Origin of the sequence: Cryobacterium sp. BB307 (assembly GCF_012274275.1) — a bacterium.
Classification (GTDB): domain Bacteria; phylum Actinomycetota; class Actinomycetes; order Actinomycetales; family Microbacteriaceae; genus Terrimesophilobacter.
On the sequence record NZ_JAANZA010000003.1, the window covers coordinates 70,751 to 86,352 of the forward strand.

Below are 15,602 nucleotides of genomic sequence, written 5' to 3' on the forward strand. Positions count from 1 at the left end.
GCACTTCATTGCGGCTTCCCCTCCCGCCGGAACAGCTTGCTGACACTATATCCACCGAGCGATCGCAGTGAGACGAGGGCCTTCAGCCGCTCCCATCGGGTGAGCCCGGCACCGAGCGCGTAGCGCAGCTCCTCAACCGCGCTCCACACCTGGTCCGCATCCTCGTCGCTCGGATTGCCGGGGGCGAAGACCGCACGGTCGGCCACCGACGCGAGAACCAGGGGCTGCGTGCCGCCCACCGCCTGCGCCACCTCGAGCCGGGTCGGGGCGGCGCCAGGGCTGACGCCATGATCGATTGCCGTGTCCTCGAACTCCCGCCATCCGCCGGCGATGCGCAGTGCGGCTGTCGGCGCCTTCCGCCTGAGCCGGCGTCTGCGCCACTTCGCCGCGACGATCGTGATGAACGGAGACAGGACGATCGCGGCGACGACCAGTGAGAGCCCGAGCACGGCGAGCACACGGAGGACGATGCCGACGATCACGTTCTCCTCCGGCGGCTGCTCCTGGGTGCTCTCCGGCGGAAGCTGGGTGTCCGGCTGCTCGGGCTCGAGCACCGGCGGCTGGACCGGCGACTGCGGGCGCGCGACGACGGCAGGGTCCTCGGGGACCTCGGCGGGGATGGGTCGCTCCGGCGGCGTCGGGTCGATCGCGACCCAGCCGTAGCGGGCGGTGTTCACCTCGATCCACGCAGTGATGTCATTCCCCCGGATGATGGTGCTGCCGCCCGCGGTCGGATCGGTGGAGAAACCGACGACGACGCGCGCCGGGAACCCGAGTTCTCGCGCCATCAGCGCTGCGGTGACCGCGTACTGTTCCTGGTCGCCGATCATCCGCTGCGAGCCGAGAAGCTCGGTGATGCGGTCGGCGCCGTGCCCCGATCGGCTCACCGGCTCATCCGGATCGATGCCGTGGCTGACGAATCCCTCGGCGCGCAGTCCGTTCAGCATCGCTGCGAGACGCTCCCCCGGACCGTTCGCGTTTCGCACCCACCTGTCCAGTGTTGCCGCGAGCTCGTCGGGGACGACCTGCACAGGCGGCTGCGGAAGCGGGTTCGGTTCCAGGCTGGTGAGCTGCTCGTCGGTCGGCTGGGTGGGGATCACCGCGGTGACCGTGTAGCTATCGCCGCCGTCCAGCGAACCGAGCACCGCCGCCGAGCCCGTGCTGTCGTTGTAGTAGAAGCTGTCGCGAAGCTGCCGTCCCCGGTCGCCCGCGAAGTCGATGCTCACGAGCTTGCCGACCGTGGGCACCCAGACATCCGAGTAGCCCTGGATCGTGAACACCGCGGTCACCTCGTCGCCGTCAACCGACGACTGGTCGACACGGAACGGCAGGCGTGTGAACGAACCGGATGCGCTCTCGACGTCCGGGGTCCCAACCGAGTACACGATGCCGTCGTAGGTGTCGAGTGTCGCGACCCGGATGAAGGTACCTGGGGGCAAGCCGTCGACGGTGAACAGTGTGCGAGTCGCCTCCGGCTGAGTGAGCATCGCCCGGAAGCCGACGAGCGGACTCGCATAGTCACGCGGGTCGAACGGCTGCTCGATGCTCGAGCGGAGCACGATCCGCTCATGACCGGGAGGCAGCAGCGTCGCCGCCCCCACCCCGGTGCTGGCGGCGATGGCGAAGATCGCGCCCGCGCTGAGCAGGGTGCGCACGCCGACGAACGGGCCGTCTGGTCGCGTCTCGAGCGGCCCGGCTGGGTCGGTCGCCTGACGTGCGAGCAACCGCACCGCCTCCCGCCTGCGGTACCAGCGCCGCCAGATGAGCCACAGCAGCACGCTCGCGACCAGCCCGAGGGTGAGTCGGAGTGGCCATTGCGCCTCGATCGGGCCGAAGAGGCCGGCGACGAGGTAGACGGCCAGTGGCCCGATGGCGGCCAGTTCGCCGTAACGCGCGCGCAGCGCCACCGACAGGGTGATCACGACGGTGACGAGGATCAGGGCGAACGCGGGGACGAGCAGGGCCTGGAAGCTGCCAACAGGGAGGCTGATGGTGAGCAGCTGCTTCCAGCCGAGCGCCACGCCAGCGATCAGGTCGATAAGACCGTCGACGGAGGGCAGCAGGCCGGCGATCGCCTTGCCCGGCACTGCCAGCGGGACGCCGAGCAGCAGGAACGCGCCCGCTGTGGCCAGCAGCAGCACCAGGCTTGACGCGCGCACGCGGGCCCCGATGATCGCGATCGCGGATCCGACGAGGACCGTGACGACGGCCATGATCACGAACGGTGGGCTCCCGTAGGTCGCCCAGAAGGCGGTGATCGCCAGCGCCATGGTGAGCCACACCATCGCGGTGCTGACGATGATGAAGCCGACCCCGGGTTGCTGGTTCATGCCGCCGCCGATCGGGCGAGGGCTCGAGCGAAGTCGTTCAGCGACCCGATCGTGAGCACGCTCAGGCCGGGCACGCGACGCAGGCCGGGGATCGTCTCCGGGTCGCAGACCACCGCGACGACCTCGACGTCGACCGGGAAGCTCGCGGATGCCGCCCGCAGCGTGCCCGGTGTCGGCAGCGAGCCGCAGATCAGGAAGGCGACGGAGACGCCCGCGATGCCGTCGGCGACCACGCGCGCCACGTCCCGCACCTGCAGGGCGGTGGGAGCGAGCTCGACCGTCGCGAGATCGTCCAGCAGGCGGGGCCGTGTCAGCGTGTCCAGCTTGGCGACCGAGAACAGCTTGCGCTTGGCGAACTCTGGGGTGCGCTCTCCCACCACCACCGAGACCTGGCGCGCGTCCCGGATGGCTCGCACGCCGAGCGATCCGGTGACGCTGACCGCGAGCTCGAATTCCTCGGCGTTGGCGTAGTCCGCCTCGGCGAGGCTCAGAGCGACCACGAGGTGGCTGCGCCGTGTCTCCTCGAACTGGCGCACCATGTAGGTCCCGGTCTTCGCCGTGCTCTTCCAGTGGATGTAGCGTCGTTCGTCACCGGTGGTGTACTCGCGCAGGGCGTGGAAGGCGACATCGCTGTTGGAGAGCTGCCGGGTCGGATTCCCCTCGAGGTCGCGGATGAATCCGGTGGTCGTGCTCGGGATTCCGATTGTGCGCGGGTGCACGAACAGCTGGCTCTGCTCTGTCCACAGCAGTTCGCGCCGCACCAGGCCGATCGGATCGGCGCGGACCGTGCGCACAGGGCCGATGGAGAGCACACCGCGCTTGGCGGTGGGGATGACGAAGTCGTGCTCGAAAGTGGTCCCGCGGCTCAGTCCAGGCATGGCGAACTCTGCGAGTCCCCGCCCGACCGGAACCTCCACCGTTGTCCCGAGCAGACGCCGGCGGGTGGGGTTGCGGGCGACCACGGTCCCGACGGCCTCTTCTCCGACCACGACTCGCGGATGCTCAAGGGTCAGGTCGAACTGGAATGGGCTGCGGCCGACGAGGTAGAGCACCGCGAACAGCAGCAGGATCACGCAGAGGTAGCCGACGACGAGCAGTTCGCTCCAGCCGAATCGGTAGCCGGCGATGAGGCTCAGCGGCAGGACCGCGAGCAGGGTCCAGCCGAGCGGTGTGATGACCCCCGCGATCCTGCTCAGCGATTCGCGCAGCAGCGCGCCGACCGACTTGCTGAAGCGCACGATCGCGACGATGGTGTCGGCGAGCACGCCGGTGCGGTCGCCGACGATCCGGGCGCGGGTGTTGTGCAGGTCGAGCGTTGAAGCCGTGTCGAAGCGGCCGGAGACGCCTCGCGGCGACTGAGTGCGGACGATGCCGTTCTTCACACGGCTTGCCTCTCGGACGGTGGTGGCGTCTCGAGCAGGAGCTGGGCGACGATGCTGGAGGTCGTGACACCGTCGAACTCCGCCTCCGGATCGAGCACCAGCCGGTGCGCGAGCACCGGCTCCGCCAGCACCTTGACGTCATCCGGGATGACGTAGTGTCGACCGCTCGCGGCTGCGAGCGTCTTCGCCGTCCGCACGAGCGCGAGAGCGGCGCGCACGCTGGCACCCAGCCGCACCTCGTCCGAGTTGCGGCTCGCGTCGACGAGCCGGGAGACGTAGTCGTTGATCGACGGGTCGACATGAACCGTGCGGGCCCGAGCGGCCAGCTCGATGATCTGGGCCGCGGTGACCACGGCCGGGATCGTCGAATCGTGGGCCCGCGTCCCCGCCCCCTGGAGGATGCGCAGCGTGGACGCGTGGTCCGGATAGCCGATCGAGGCCTTCATGATGAAGCGGTCGAGTTGCGCCTCCGGCAGTCGGTACGTGCCAGCCTGCTCGATCGGGTTCTGCGTTGCGATGACCATGAACGGCATGCCGACATGGTGGGTGACGCCGTCGACGGTGACGTGGTCCTCTTCCATCACCTCGAGCAGGGCAGCCTGCGTCTTCGGGCTCGCACGGTTGATCTCGTCGGCGAGGACGATGTTGGCGAACACCGGGCCGCGGTGGAACTCGAACTCGCCGGAGCGCTGGTCGTACACGCTCACCCCGGTGATGTCCCCCGGGAGCAGGTCGGGTGTGAACTGGATCCGGTTGGTCGAGCCGTCGATGCTCTGCGCCATCGCGCGAGCGAGGCTGGTCTTCCCTGTGCCCGGGTAGTCCTCGAGCAGCAGGTGGCCTTCGCTGAGCATCGCGGTGAACGCGAGCTTGACGATGAACGTCTTTCCGAGCAGCACCTGGTCGACGCCGGCGACGAGCCGGTTAAAGACGTCGGCGAACTGCGTGGCCTGCTCTGGGGTCATCGTCATGCTGGTGCCTCTTCCGCGGTGCGTGTCGGTGTCGTGGTCGTGCGGGTCATTGCGAAGTCAATCATGGCGAGCACACCGCCTCGGCGAAGCCCGGGTCGGTGTGCTGCGTGCCCGTTCCGAAGTCGACGACGGCCTTGACTCGCACGGAGACCTGGCTGCCGAGCAGTCCGGGCGATGGCACCGTCGGATCGTCTGAGAAGGCAGTCCACCCCCCGAGCACTGCGCCGTCGTTGAACGACCACAGGTAGCTGACGGTGGGAGTGCCGGCGTTGATGGGCGGGTTCGCCGACGCGAGCTCGCCGACGACACAACTGAGCACGCTCGCCCGCGCGTTCACCGGGGTGACGGTCTGCGGGTCGGATGCCGGTCCGCAGAAGCTGTCGGACAGGTCACGGCAGCCGCGGAAGCTGACCGTGAGCGGATGCCCGTAGACGCTGGAATCTGCGGTCGAGGTGAGCCAGCGGTCGGCCGGAACGTCGCGCCACGCGCCGCCGTTCACCTGGTACTGGAACTTCTCGGCAGACAGGCTCGCGACCGCCAGGTCGGCGCCCGCGCGCGCGTCGTACTGGCCGCCATGGGGTTCAAGCACCAGGCTCCCGCTCGCCTGGCCGGGAGGCCTCAGGCTCAGCACAGAACCGGAGGCGGTCGGGGTGCAGTAGTAGCCGTTGTCCGCGTAGACGACGTAGCGGTAGGTGCCGCCGTCGTCGGTCGAGGTGTCGACCCAGCCGCTGGCCACCGGACCACCGGATCCGGGGTTCGGTGCGCGACACACCGTCGGCATCGCGTCGCTCGCATTGAACCGTCCGACCGAGTAGCTCACCGACGGCGCTCCGTTTGCGGCGCTCGCTCCCCAGGTGACCCGGATGTGACCTTGCGCGTTGACGACCGCCGCGGCGACGCCGCCGGCGGTCTGGCTCGGCGGCCCGACCGTCGTCACCGCCACAGGGGCGTTGCGCTGCCAGGCGGCGCTGCTCAGCACTTGCGCGCTGTTGCGCGCGTACACGCTGATCGAATACTGGGTGGCCGGCGCGAGCTCCCCGCCGCTGTTGCTGAACGCGAACGTCGTCGTGCCCGGTCCGACCGTCGGCGACAGATCGACGCCGGGGCCGATGATGCGGATGGTGTAGCCGACGAGCGCCGACCCCGGCGACGGGTCCGGCACCGGGTTCCAGGAGACCGAGATGGACCCGCCGGCCGGTGCGGTGTTCGTCGGGACCGCGGAGATTCCGCTTGGCGCGGCCGGCAGCACGTCCGACCAGGCGCTGCTCGGCGCGGTCGCCGGAGTCGAGCGGCCGATCGAGTTGATCGCGACCACGGAGACGGTCAACGCGTTCTCGGGTCCGTTGCCTGGCGTCGGGATGTCGCAGCCGCTCGTGATGGCGCACGCGGTCGTGCTGACCACGTCACCGGCGCGAGTGGCGATGACCTCGTAGCCGGTGATCGGCGAGTTGTTCGCTGCCCCTGGGGTCCAGGCGACGGTGAGTCGCCGGTCACCGAACGAGGTGACGGTGACGCCGGTGACCGGGTCGGGGACATCCTGAATCTGGACGCGCACGCTGCCCCACACCGCGCGGTCAATGTCCCGAGTCGCATCGAGCACCCGGTACTGGATGTTGATGTCCTGCGGAGCCGCGTCCTCAGTGACCGTCACGGACAGCCGGCGGCTGTCCGGGCTCGGCACGACCTGCACGCCGGCTGGCAGCGCGGAACCGTCGATGCCGCGCACCTCGATCACCGACATCGGGCTGCCGGGGAACGGGTTGCCCGGTTCGTCGTTGGCGAGCACGTCGACGACGGTCGTCTGCCCGCGCGCGGCGATGGCGATGTCATCCGCCGGTCGCGCGAGAGGTCTGCTGGACGCCACTACCGAGAGCTGGATGCTGCCTGCCTTGCCGACGGTCAGCTCGTCCCTGACACCGAGCACGAGGGCGGTGGATGATCCCTTGACCGCGTTCTCCGCGGCGCGGATCACCAGCTCCTGCCCGGTGAGTGAGTAGCTGAACCCGACCGGCAACGGCGCGAGCGCCGTGTAGGTGAGCTCGTCCAAATCATCCGGATACGGGTAGGTGGTGAGCTCGAGCAGGTCGAGCACCTTCTCCTCGGCCGGTTCGAACTCGATGACGCCGCCATTGAACACGGGCGGCTGGTTCTCGCGCGGGGTGACGTTGATCGGCAGCACGAGGGTGGCGCGGCGACCGTTCGGGTCGTTCGCGCTCGCCCCGTCGGTGACCTCGAACGAGATCGACGCCGGCCCGAAGTACTTGTCCGCGGAGGTGAACACGAGCGTGTGGTCGTCGATGACAAGTGAATCGCCGTTGGAGTGAGTCGCCTGCACGGTCGTGCGGTCCGCGAGCCGCACCGTGCCGCCGCCGATTGCGACGACGTATTCTGCCAGCGGGATGCGCAGCGTCGACTCGCTGGGAATGGTGAGCGGCCGAGCACGCCGGTTCACCTGAGGGAGGGCGTCGTCATAGCCGGGCACCCAGATGAAGGCGTACGACACGATCGTGGGGTCGCCGGGGTGCGCAACCCCGAACGGGATGATCTGGCTCTTGTCGTGCACGCGCACCCGGATGCGCTGCCCGTCGGTCAACTCCGCCGTACTGTCGAACCCGGGCAGCAGGGAGACCCGCAGCGACGACACCGGCCCGTCGGCGAAGAAGACGCCAGCGAGCACGTTCACGTCGACCTCGTCCCGGTCGAGGACATCCGTCAGGGTGAGCACGGTGTCGGTGGCGACCGGGTAGGAGAGCGGCGCCTCCGGGTCGACGGTCACGGTCAGGAACGCCGAACTGGTGCCGCCCAGCTCATTCTGGATCCGGTAGATGATGCCGTAGGAGCCCGGCGCTGCCGGAGCGGTGACGGTGACGACCTCACCGTTGGTCTTGGCGACGATATCCGGCGTATTCGGCTCCACCTCGACCACCCTCAGCGGGCTTCCATCGGGATCGGAGTCGTTGCCGAGCACTTGCACCGTCACCGTGCTGCCGGGCCTCGTGAGCACTTCGTCGGCGGTAGCCACCGGGTTGCGCGGCCCGTCGAGCCGGGCGGTGATGCCGACGCGGACGGTGCCGGTTGCCCGTGCGCCCAGCGCGTCGACGACCGTGTAGGTGAAGGTGTCCGTGCCAGCCGAGTAGGTGCCGGCCTCATAGGTGAGCGAGTCGGAGGTGACACCGACCACCGCGCCCTTCTGCGGATTGGTCGCCTGCCCCAGCAGCTGCACGGTGTCCCCGTCGGGGTCGATCCCGGACAGCGGGATGCTGATGGTCACCGACTCGCCCGCGAGCACGCGTGCGATGACGGGCTGCGGCGCCGGCGGCTGGTTGGTCTCCGGCACGGCCTCCCGCACCGCGATCTGCACCTGCGCTTGAGCCGCCTGACCGTCAGGGCCGGTCACCTCATAGGTCGCGGTGAAGTTGCCCGGCTCCTGGGGTGCGAGATAGCGGAGCATGGTGCCCGCCGCGAACAGCAGACCGGCACCGTCCCCGAGGGTCGTCGCCAGTTTCGGGCTGAGGGTGAGTTCTTCGCCATCCGGATGCGAGTCGTTCGCGAGCACCGGAATGTCGATCGCCGCACCGACCCGCACCGCGGTCGCATCGGAGACGGCGACCGGCGGCTGCAGCAGCGTCGGCCTGGGGATCTCGACGACCGTGACGACGCCCTCGGCCTCGGCGAGGCCGTTGCTGACCCGGTAGTTGAAGGTGACCGGGCCGGAGTCGAATGGCGCGGTCAGCGTCACGCGCACGGCACGCTGCTCGAGGACCTCGGCCTGGATGCCCGAGCCGGACGGGATGTTGTACACCCCGGTGAGCAGCAGTACGCCACCGGCAGGGTCGATGTCGGTGCCGGCGATGTCGACCGTCTCGGTGCCGAGCGTCTGCACGAACACGGTCTTCGGCACGGTGATGGGCTTGGTGTTGGCATCCGGCGGCGCGGCGACGTCGATGCGCACGATCCCGGTCGCGGACTGGGTCCCGTCGTTGACCACGTACTCGAGGTTGAAGGTGCGGGGTTGTTCGCTCAGGAAGCGGAAGGTGCCCCGCTCGAGGTTGGGCGTGATGGTCGCTCCGGCGACGGAGGGGACGCTGCCGAGACGCACCTCGCCGGTGCCGCCGCGCACGTGCTCGAGCGGCGACACTCGGATCTCCTGCCCGGCGTAGGCGAGCACCACGAAAGGTTCGGCGATGATCGGCACCTCGCCGGCCGGCGAGACCTCGACCGTCAGCGTGCCGAAGCCTTCGGCCGAGCCGTCGGTGACGCCGAGGGTGACGGTGCGGCTGGGCCCGCTGCCGCCGCCCTCCGTGAACACGACGACCCCCTCCGGCTTGTAGCTGACCTGGTCGGGACCGGCGACTGCGGCAGAGGACAGGTAGATGGAGTCACCGTCGGGGTCGACCCAGTCGCCGAGCACGGGGGTGCTAACCCGGCCGCCTTCGGCGACGAGCGTGGAGGAGTTGCGCACCTGCTGCGGCGGCGAGTTCTCCCCCGAGGAACGGACCGTGACGGTGACCCTGGCTGTCGCCTCGCCGCCGCGGCCGTCGCTGATGGTGTAGTCGAAGGTGAGGACTCCGGATGCCGCCGGCGTCAGGCTCAGCTGCAGTTGCTGCCGATTGTTGATGAGGTCGATCCGGCCGATCGCCTCGTCCAGCGGGGTGACCAGCGAGATGACCAGCACGTCGCCGTTCGGGTCGTAGTCGTTGAGCAGCACCGGCAGCACCGAGCTGCGGCCCGGCCGCGCACCGAACTCGTCCGGCACCGCGACCGGCGGCTGCTGGACCTTCTCGAACTCGGTCTCGGCATCCGGATCGTCGACGACGATCTCGTCGTCGTCCTGGGCGACGGTGATCAACTGGTCCCAGTTGTCGATCAGCTCACCGGAGCGCTGCACCGCCCAGGTGGCGCCGCTCGCCGGATCGTTCAGCACGACGCGGGCGTCGTTGACGTTGAAGGTCAGCTGCGCGGCGCCGGCCGGCATGGCGTCCAGCGTGAGCAGTTCGCCGTCGCCTTCGCCGCACTTTCGCCAGGCACCGCCGTCCGACCAGGCCGCGTAGGAGCAGCCGTCGACCTCGACCGGCGCGGCGGCGAACCCGCCGCGACCGTCGACCAGCGTGCGAGGTTCGCCGGAGGCCAGTGGCACCGACAGCAACCCTCCGCTGAAGGCGATGAGAGCTGCCGACCCAGACGCGGTCGACGACTGCAGCCTCGGCCGGTCCGCGGCGCTGAACGCGTCGGACAGGTCGAGCTCGCGGCCGTCGACGACCAGCTGGCGTGAGATCGCGTCGAACAGCAGCCAGCTGTCGCCGATCTTGGCGACCGACAGTTGGGCGTTGACCTCATCGAACGCGTGCGGGACAGTTTGCACTGTCGACATCGAGCCGGCTGCGTCGACCAGGTAGAACTGTGCTGCTGCCTGCGAGTACGCGGCGAGCTGCCCTTGCTCATCGACGCTGTAGACGGCGCCACCGCCCAGGTTCAGTGTGGCCTCCGATTCGAGGTCGAAGGTGCCGAGGTCCGCGACCGGCATAATCCACACGCGCCCGTCCCCGTCGGTCAGCACCGCGTTCTCTCCAGCGAGGAAGACCCTCGGCGCGAGCGTCGGCGTCGGCACGCCGTCGATCACCGTCGACGTCGCGGGGTCGATGATGTCGATCCGCGCGTTGCCACGGTCGAGCATGAGCACGTCCGCGCCGTGCTGCACTACCTCGAGCTCCGCGCCATCCGCCTCGACGATCGAGTTGAATTCGAGCACCTGGGTGTTGGCTCGCCCGATGACCTGACGCTCACCGTTGGCGACCCACACCGAAGCGTCGTTGAGGTTCACCTTCTGCGCCTCGTACCCGCCGGAGACCACGGCGACCGTCGCGACCAGGGCCGCGATGACGCCGCAGCTGGTCACCGTCGCGGCGAGCGATCGGTGGTCCTTCAGCCAGCGCTTCAGCATCGGTGGTCCGTCACTGGCCTATCTGCACGCATTTCTCGCCGCTGGCCGGCCCGGTGCGGCCTTCGCGGTTGACGGTGACCGTGATGCAGACACGGTCTCCGCGCTCGGCTGCGACCGAGAACGACTCGGACTGCTGGATGCTTGTGGAGCGTCCGCCGTCCGTCGAGATCTGATAGCTGTCGCCGCCAACCAGGCCGGGGTCGGACCAGCTGAAGGTCACGGCATCCGTGTGCAGCTGGGCCTCGATGTCGGTGACCTGCGGAATGTCCGCCAGGTTGCTTCTGAGCAGCACGATCGCGGCAACGGTGCCGAGAGTGATCACAAGCAGGGCGCTGATCACGGTGATCCACGCGAACGCCGCGATCGGTCGTCCGTCCGGTTCACGGCTGTTGGTCGACCGCGCCGTGCCCAGCTCCTGCGACTGCATGCCCCCGGCGGTCTGCGCCGTCCGCAGCCGTTTGCGCCGCCGCGGTGGGACCGCGGTCAGCTGCCCGGCCGCGACACGGATGCGCGTCCTTTCCCCGAGATCGCCGACGCTCCTGGCGGCCCAGTCGTCCACCGCGACCTCGACCGGCGTCTGGCGCACACCCAGCTGGGATTCGATGGATTGGAACTCCCGCACCAGCTCGAGGGCGCTCGCGGGCCGGTCCTCGGGTTTCCTGGACATCGCGCGCAGCAAAGCCTCCTCGAGAGCGGCCGGGACATCCGACCTGCCGAGGGGCAGCGGTTTCCCGCGGGTGATGCGGGCCATCAGGTCGGCCGGCTCGTTCGCCCCGCCGGGGATCTCGAACGGAGAACGCCCGGCCAGCAGCGAGTACACCGTCGCGGCGAGCGAGAACACCTCGCTGGCCACCGTCCCTGCCGTCTGGTCCAGCAGCACCTCTGGTGCCGACCAGGGGATCGACATGCCGACAGCCTCGAACTGGTCGGATTCGCTCAGCGTCGAGGCGATCCCGAAGTCGGAGAGCACCGGATGCCCGTACGCGGTCAGCAGGATGTTGGACGGCTTGATGTCGCGATGCAGCACCCCCTCGCGGTGTGCGGATTCGATTCCGCTGCCGACCTTGATGGCGATCGACAGCACCTCGACGACCGGGATCCGCTCGCGCCGGTAGCGCTCGCTCAGAGACGGCGAGCACAGCTCCATGACGAGGTAGGGCCGGCCGTCGGATGACACGCCCGCCTGGTACACCGTGAGGATCGATGGGTGCGTGCTCAGCTGCGCCATGAGGTTGGCTTCGGCCTGGAACATCTGCCGCACGTGGTCGTTGACCATCTCGCTCAGCATGACCTTGACGGCCACTTGCCTGCGCGGCATGTTCTGCTCGTACAGGAAGACGTCGGCGAAACCGCCGGAGCCGAGCACGTGCACGTAGGAGAACCCGGGCAGCACCGGAGGCTGTGAAGGCAGACGCCGCGCCATGGTGCCCCCTCACTTCTGCCGTGTCCCCTTGGCGCCTCGGGCGGGCGCCACATCGGTTCCTACATTGTAGGCAAAGGGAGGGCGAACACTACTCGCCGCGGCGGCACCGGATCCGGTGGCCCGTCACCCCACTCCGAGGGGGCTGTCCGCGGCCGCTCAGCCGTCGACGCTGACGACGTCGACAACCAGGGCGGTGATGTTGTCGCGACCGCCCGCTGCGAGCGCGGCGTCGACGAGGGCCTTCGCGGTCTCCTCGGCCTCCATTCCCGCGGCCAGGTGCAGCCGCAGGCGCTCGTGGTCGACCTCGCGCGACAACCCGTCGGAGCAGATCAGAAAGCGCATCGACCGCTTCACCGGCAGGAGCCAGACATCAAGCATCGGTTCGGCGTTGAAGCCGACCGCGCGCGTGATGACGTTGCTCTCGGGGTGCTGCTCCGCATCCGCCGGATCGAGCAGTCCGGCGCTCACCAGTTCCTGCACGACCGAGTGGTCGACGGTGACCTGGGTGAGAAGATTGCCTTCGAGCAGGTAGACGCGCGAGTCGCCGATGTTGAATACCGCCCACTGCGGCTGCTCCTCGGAGCGGGTGAGGACGGCCCCGGTGACGGTTGTTCCCACTCCGACGCCCTCGACATCCGTCGCCGACACCAGATCGACGGTCGCCTGCCGGAGCGCCTGGATGACCGCTTCCGGTGTTGTGAAGTCGTCACCGGCGAGTTCCGCGAGCCGTTTGACCACTGCGTCGCTTGCGACATCGCCGGCCGCGTGTCCGCCCATGCCGTCGGCGACCGCGAACACCGGCGGCAAGGCGACCAGGCTGTCCTCGTTGTGGGTGCGCTTGCGGCCGATGTCGGTCGCTGCGCCCCAGGCCAACTCGATCGCGCCGCCGTCCGGAATTCGGATGACCTGCTCTCCGGTGTTGGAACCGAGTTCCGTCATGTCCGCTCCCCCTGCTCGATCTCGATCCGGATGCCGTCGCCGATGTCGACGATGCTGCCGGAGAAGGCGACCATCGACTCCCCGCGTCTCAGCGTGAGTGGTTCCGCCCCTGGCAGCAGCACCGTGGTGCCGTTGGTCGGGCTGAGGCTCGTGACGACGACGGTGCGGCCCTCCTGTCGCACCGAGACGTGGGTGCCGGAGATCTCGCGCCGTCGGGACGGCACACGCACCAGCCGGAACGGCTTGCCGCCGGTGATGCGCGGCGTGCTCGGCGCACGGCCGATGAACGCTGGCACCTCGAGGCTGAACTCGTGGCTGCCGATCCGGATGCGGCTGCTGACAAGCGGGGTCGGCTGCGGTTCGTCGGCGACCGGCTCTGCCAGGCCGGCCGGCGCCGGCTGCGCAGCCGGCGTCGGCACCGGACGGGTGGCCGGATGGCCGGCATCCGGCAGCAGGATGATCGTGTCGTCGTCGGCGACGTCGGCATCGTCGGCCGGTGCGTGCTGGATCGGCCCGATGATGACGGTGTCGTCGACGTCTGAGCGCACGGGACGATACTTCCACATCCACCCCACGAACAGGTGGGGAAGCGCTACTTCCCGATGTAGGACATCACGTGCTTGATACGCGTGTAGTCCTCGAATCCGTAGCTCGAGAGGTCCTTGCCGTAGCCGGAGTGCTTGAACCCGCCGTGCGGCATCTCGGCGACGATCGGGATGTGCGTGTTGATCCAGACGCATCCGAAATCGAGGTGCTTGGCGAAGCGCATCGCCCGGCCGTGATCCCTGGTCCACACCGATGAAGCGAGGCCGTACTGCACGCCGTTCGCCCACTCGAGGGCCTGCTCTTCGCCGGTGAACGACTGCACGGTGATGACAGGACCGAAGATCTCGTTCTGGATGGCGTCGTCGCTCTGCCTGAGGCCACTGACGATGGTGGGCTCATAGAAGTAGCCGGACTCCCCCTGCCTGCGCCCGCCGACTTCGACGTTGGCGTTCGACGGGAGCGACTCGATGACGCCCTTGACGCGCTCGAACTGGTTCAGGTTGTTGAGCGGACCGAACAGCACGTCCTCGGTCGGGGCGCCGGTGCGCACGTTCGCGCGCACGTACTGGACGGCGGCCGCGACGAATTCGTCGTGAATCGACTCGTGAACGAGGACGCGTGTGGCCGCGGTGCAGTCCTGGCCGGCGTTGAAGTAGCCGGCGGTGGCGATGCCCTCCACCGCCTTGTCGATGTCGGCGTCGTCGAAGACGATGACCGGCGCCTTGCCACCGAGCTCGAGGTGGACGCGCTTGAGGTCGCTCGCGGCCTCGCGCGCCACCTCCATACCGGCACGGACCGAACCGGTGATCGAGACCATCTGCGGGATCCGGTGCCTGATCATGGCTGCGCCGGTGGTGCGGTCTCCGGTGATGACGTTGAGCACGCCGGGCGGCAGGAACTCGGCGGCCACCTCGGCAAGCAGCAGCGTCGAAGTGGGCGTGGTGTCGCTGGGCTTCAGCACTGTCGTGTTGCCCGCGGCGAGCGCCGGTGCGAACTTCCACACCGCCATGTTGAGCGGGTAGTTCCACGGGGTGACCTGGCCGATGACGCCGATCGGCTCGCGACGGATGCTCGAGGTGTGGTCGGGCATGTACTCGGCGGTCGCCATGCCCGAGAGGTGGCGGGCTTCGCCCGCGAAGAAGCGGATCTGGTCGACGGAGAGCAGGATCTCGTCCTCGACGAGGGTCCCGAGCGGCTTGCCGGTGTCCTTCGACTCTGCCGCGGCGAACTCGTCGGCCCGTGCTTCCATCGCGTCGGCGATGCGGAACAGCGCGAGCTGCCGCTCGGCGGGAGTTGTCTCTCCCCAGGTCTCGAATGCCTTGGCGGCGGCGGCGAAAGCCGCGTCGACATCGGCGTCGCTCGACACCGGCGAGGTCGCGTAGGTCTCCTCGGTCACCGGATCGACGACGGCGAAGGATGAGTCGGCGTTCGCCTGCGTGAAGTCACCGTCAATGAAGTTGCGCAGTTCTGTGGTCATGTCTCCCAACCTAGCCACTGGTTCAGGGAAACTCCATGCCTCAAGGCAACCGATTTCGTCGTGAGAGTGGCGCGAATGTACTGATTCGCTTGTACAAGTGTCAGTTCACTGACAGAATCGCTATATGTCAACGCACGGGAAGAACGGCGGCCTCGATGACGTCTCCAAGGCGATCATCGAACAGTTGCAGAGCGACGGTCGCCGCTCGTACGCCGAGATCGGCAAGGCTGTCGGGCTCAGCGAGGCCGCTGTGCGGCAGCGCGTGCAGAAGCTGACCGACTCGGGCGTGATGCAGATCGTGGCCGTGACCGACCCGATGCAGCTGGGGTTCTACCGGCAGGCGATGATCGGGGTTCGCGTCGAGGGCGATTCGACAATCGTCGCCGATCGGCTGGCCGCCATCCGCGAAGTCGACTATGTCGTGCTGACGGCGGGCAGTTTCGACCTCCTGGCAGAGGTCGTCTGCGAGAGCGACGACGACCTGATCGCATTGCTCAACAAGGAGATCAGGAACATTCCGGGCGTGCAGTCCACGGAAACCTTCGTGTACCTGCGACTGAAGAAGCAGTTCTACAACTGGGGAACGAGATAGGGAA

General features: G+C 68.6%; 9 protein-coding genes. 1 reads left to right on the top strand and 8 read right to left on the bottom strand.

Annotated features, from left to right (window positions below):
• Window positions 1-5 precede the first annotated feature (5 nt).
• The 8 genes from HGK58_RS11875 to HGK58_RS11910 all read right to left on the bottom strand — a co-directional run bounded on the left by HGK58_RS11875 (window position 6) and on the right by HGK58_RS11910 (window position 15,006).
• Window positions 6-2,330, bottom strand: coding sequence for a transglutaminaseTgpA domain-containing protein (locus HGK58_RS11875; RefSeq protein WP_168627838.1), 2,325 nt, complete (start codon window positions 2,328-2,330; stop codon window positions 6-8).
• Window positions 2,327-3,712, bottom strand: coding sequence for a DUF58 domain-containing protein (locus HGK58_RS11880; RefSeq protein WP_349236214.1), 1,386 nt, complete (start codon window positions 3,710-3,712; stop codon window positions 2,327-2,329). Before HGK58_RS11880 ends, HGK58_RS11875 begins: the two co-directional genes overlap by 4 nt.
• Entirely contained in the window at window positions 3,709-4,680 is a 972-nt protein-coding gene (locus HGK58_RS11885; RefSeq protein ID WP_168627839.1) for a MoxR family ATPase, read from the bottom strand. The genes HGK58_RS11880 and HGK58_RS11885 overlap by 4 nt, the downstream gene beginning before the upstream one ends.
• Window positions 4,681-4,741: 61 nt before the next feature.
• Window positions 4,742-10,621 (bottom strand): Ig-like domain-containing protein, encoded by a 5,880-nt coding sequence (locus tag HGK58_RS11890; protein WP_168627840.1) that lies wholly within the window; start codon window positions 10,619-10,621, stop codon window positions 4,742-4,744.
• Between the two features lie 10 nt (window positions 10,622-10,631).
• Window positions 10,632-12,044 carry a protein kinase gene (locus tag HGK58_RS11895; RefSeq protein ID WP_168627841.1) on the bottom strand — a complete coding sequence of 471 codons (1,413 nt, stop codon included), beginning with the start codon at window positions 12,042-12,044 and terminating at the stop codon, window positions 10,632-10,634.
• Window positions 12,045-12,200: 156 nt separating this feature from the next.
• Window positions 12,201-12,983, bottom strand: a complete 783-nt coding sequence (locus HGK58_RS11900; protein WP_168627842.1) for a protein phosphatase 2C domain-containing protein — start codon at window positions 12,981-12,983, stop codon at window positions 12,201-12,203.
• The gene (locus HGK58_RS11905; protein ID WP_168627843.1) at window positions 12,980-13,531 is read right to left on the bottom strand and encodes a hypothetical protein; all 552 of its coding nucleotides are present in this window, start codon (window positions 13,529-13,531) and stop codon (window positions 12,980-12,982) included. Before HGK58_RS11905 ends, HGK58_RS11900 begins: the two co-directional genes overlap by 4 nt.
• Window positions 13,532-13,575: 44 nt before the next feature.
• Complete coding sequence (locus tag HGK58_RS11910; RefSeq protein WP_168627844.1) at window positions 13,576-15,006, bottom strand: gamma-aminobutyraldehyde dehydrogenase; 1,431 nt, start codon at window positions 15,004-15,006, stop codon at window positions 13,576-13,578.
• Between the two features lie 124 nt (window positions 15,007-15,130).
• Between HGK58_RS11910 and HGK58_RS11915 the strand changes: the two genes are divergently transcribed.
• Complete coding sequence (locus HGK58_RS11915) at window positions 15,131-15,598, top strand: Lrp/AsnC family transcriptional regulator (RefSeq protein WP_168627845.1); 468 nt, start codon at window positions 15,131-15,133, stop codon at window positions 15,596-15,598.
• Window positions 15,599-15,602 lie beyond the last annotated feature (4 nt).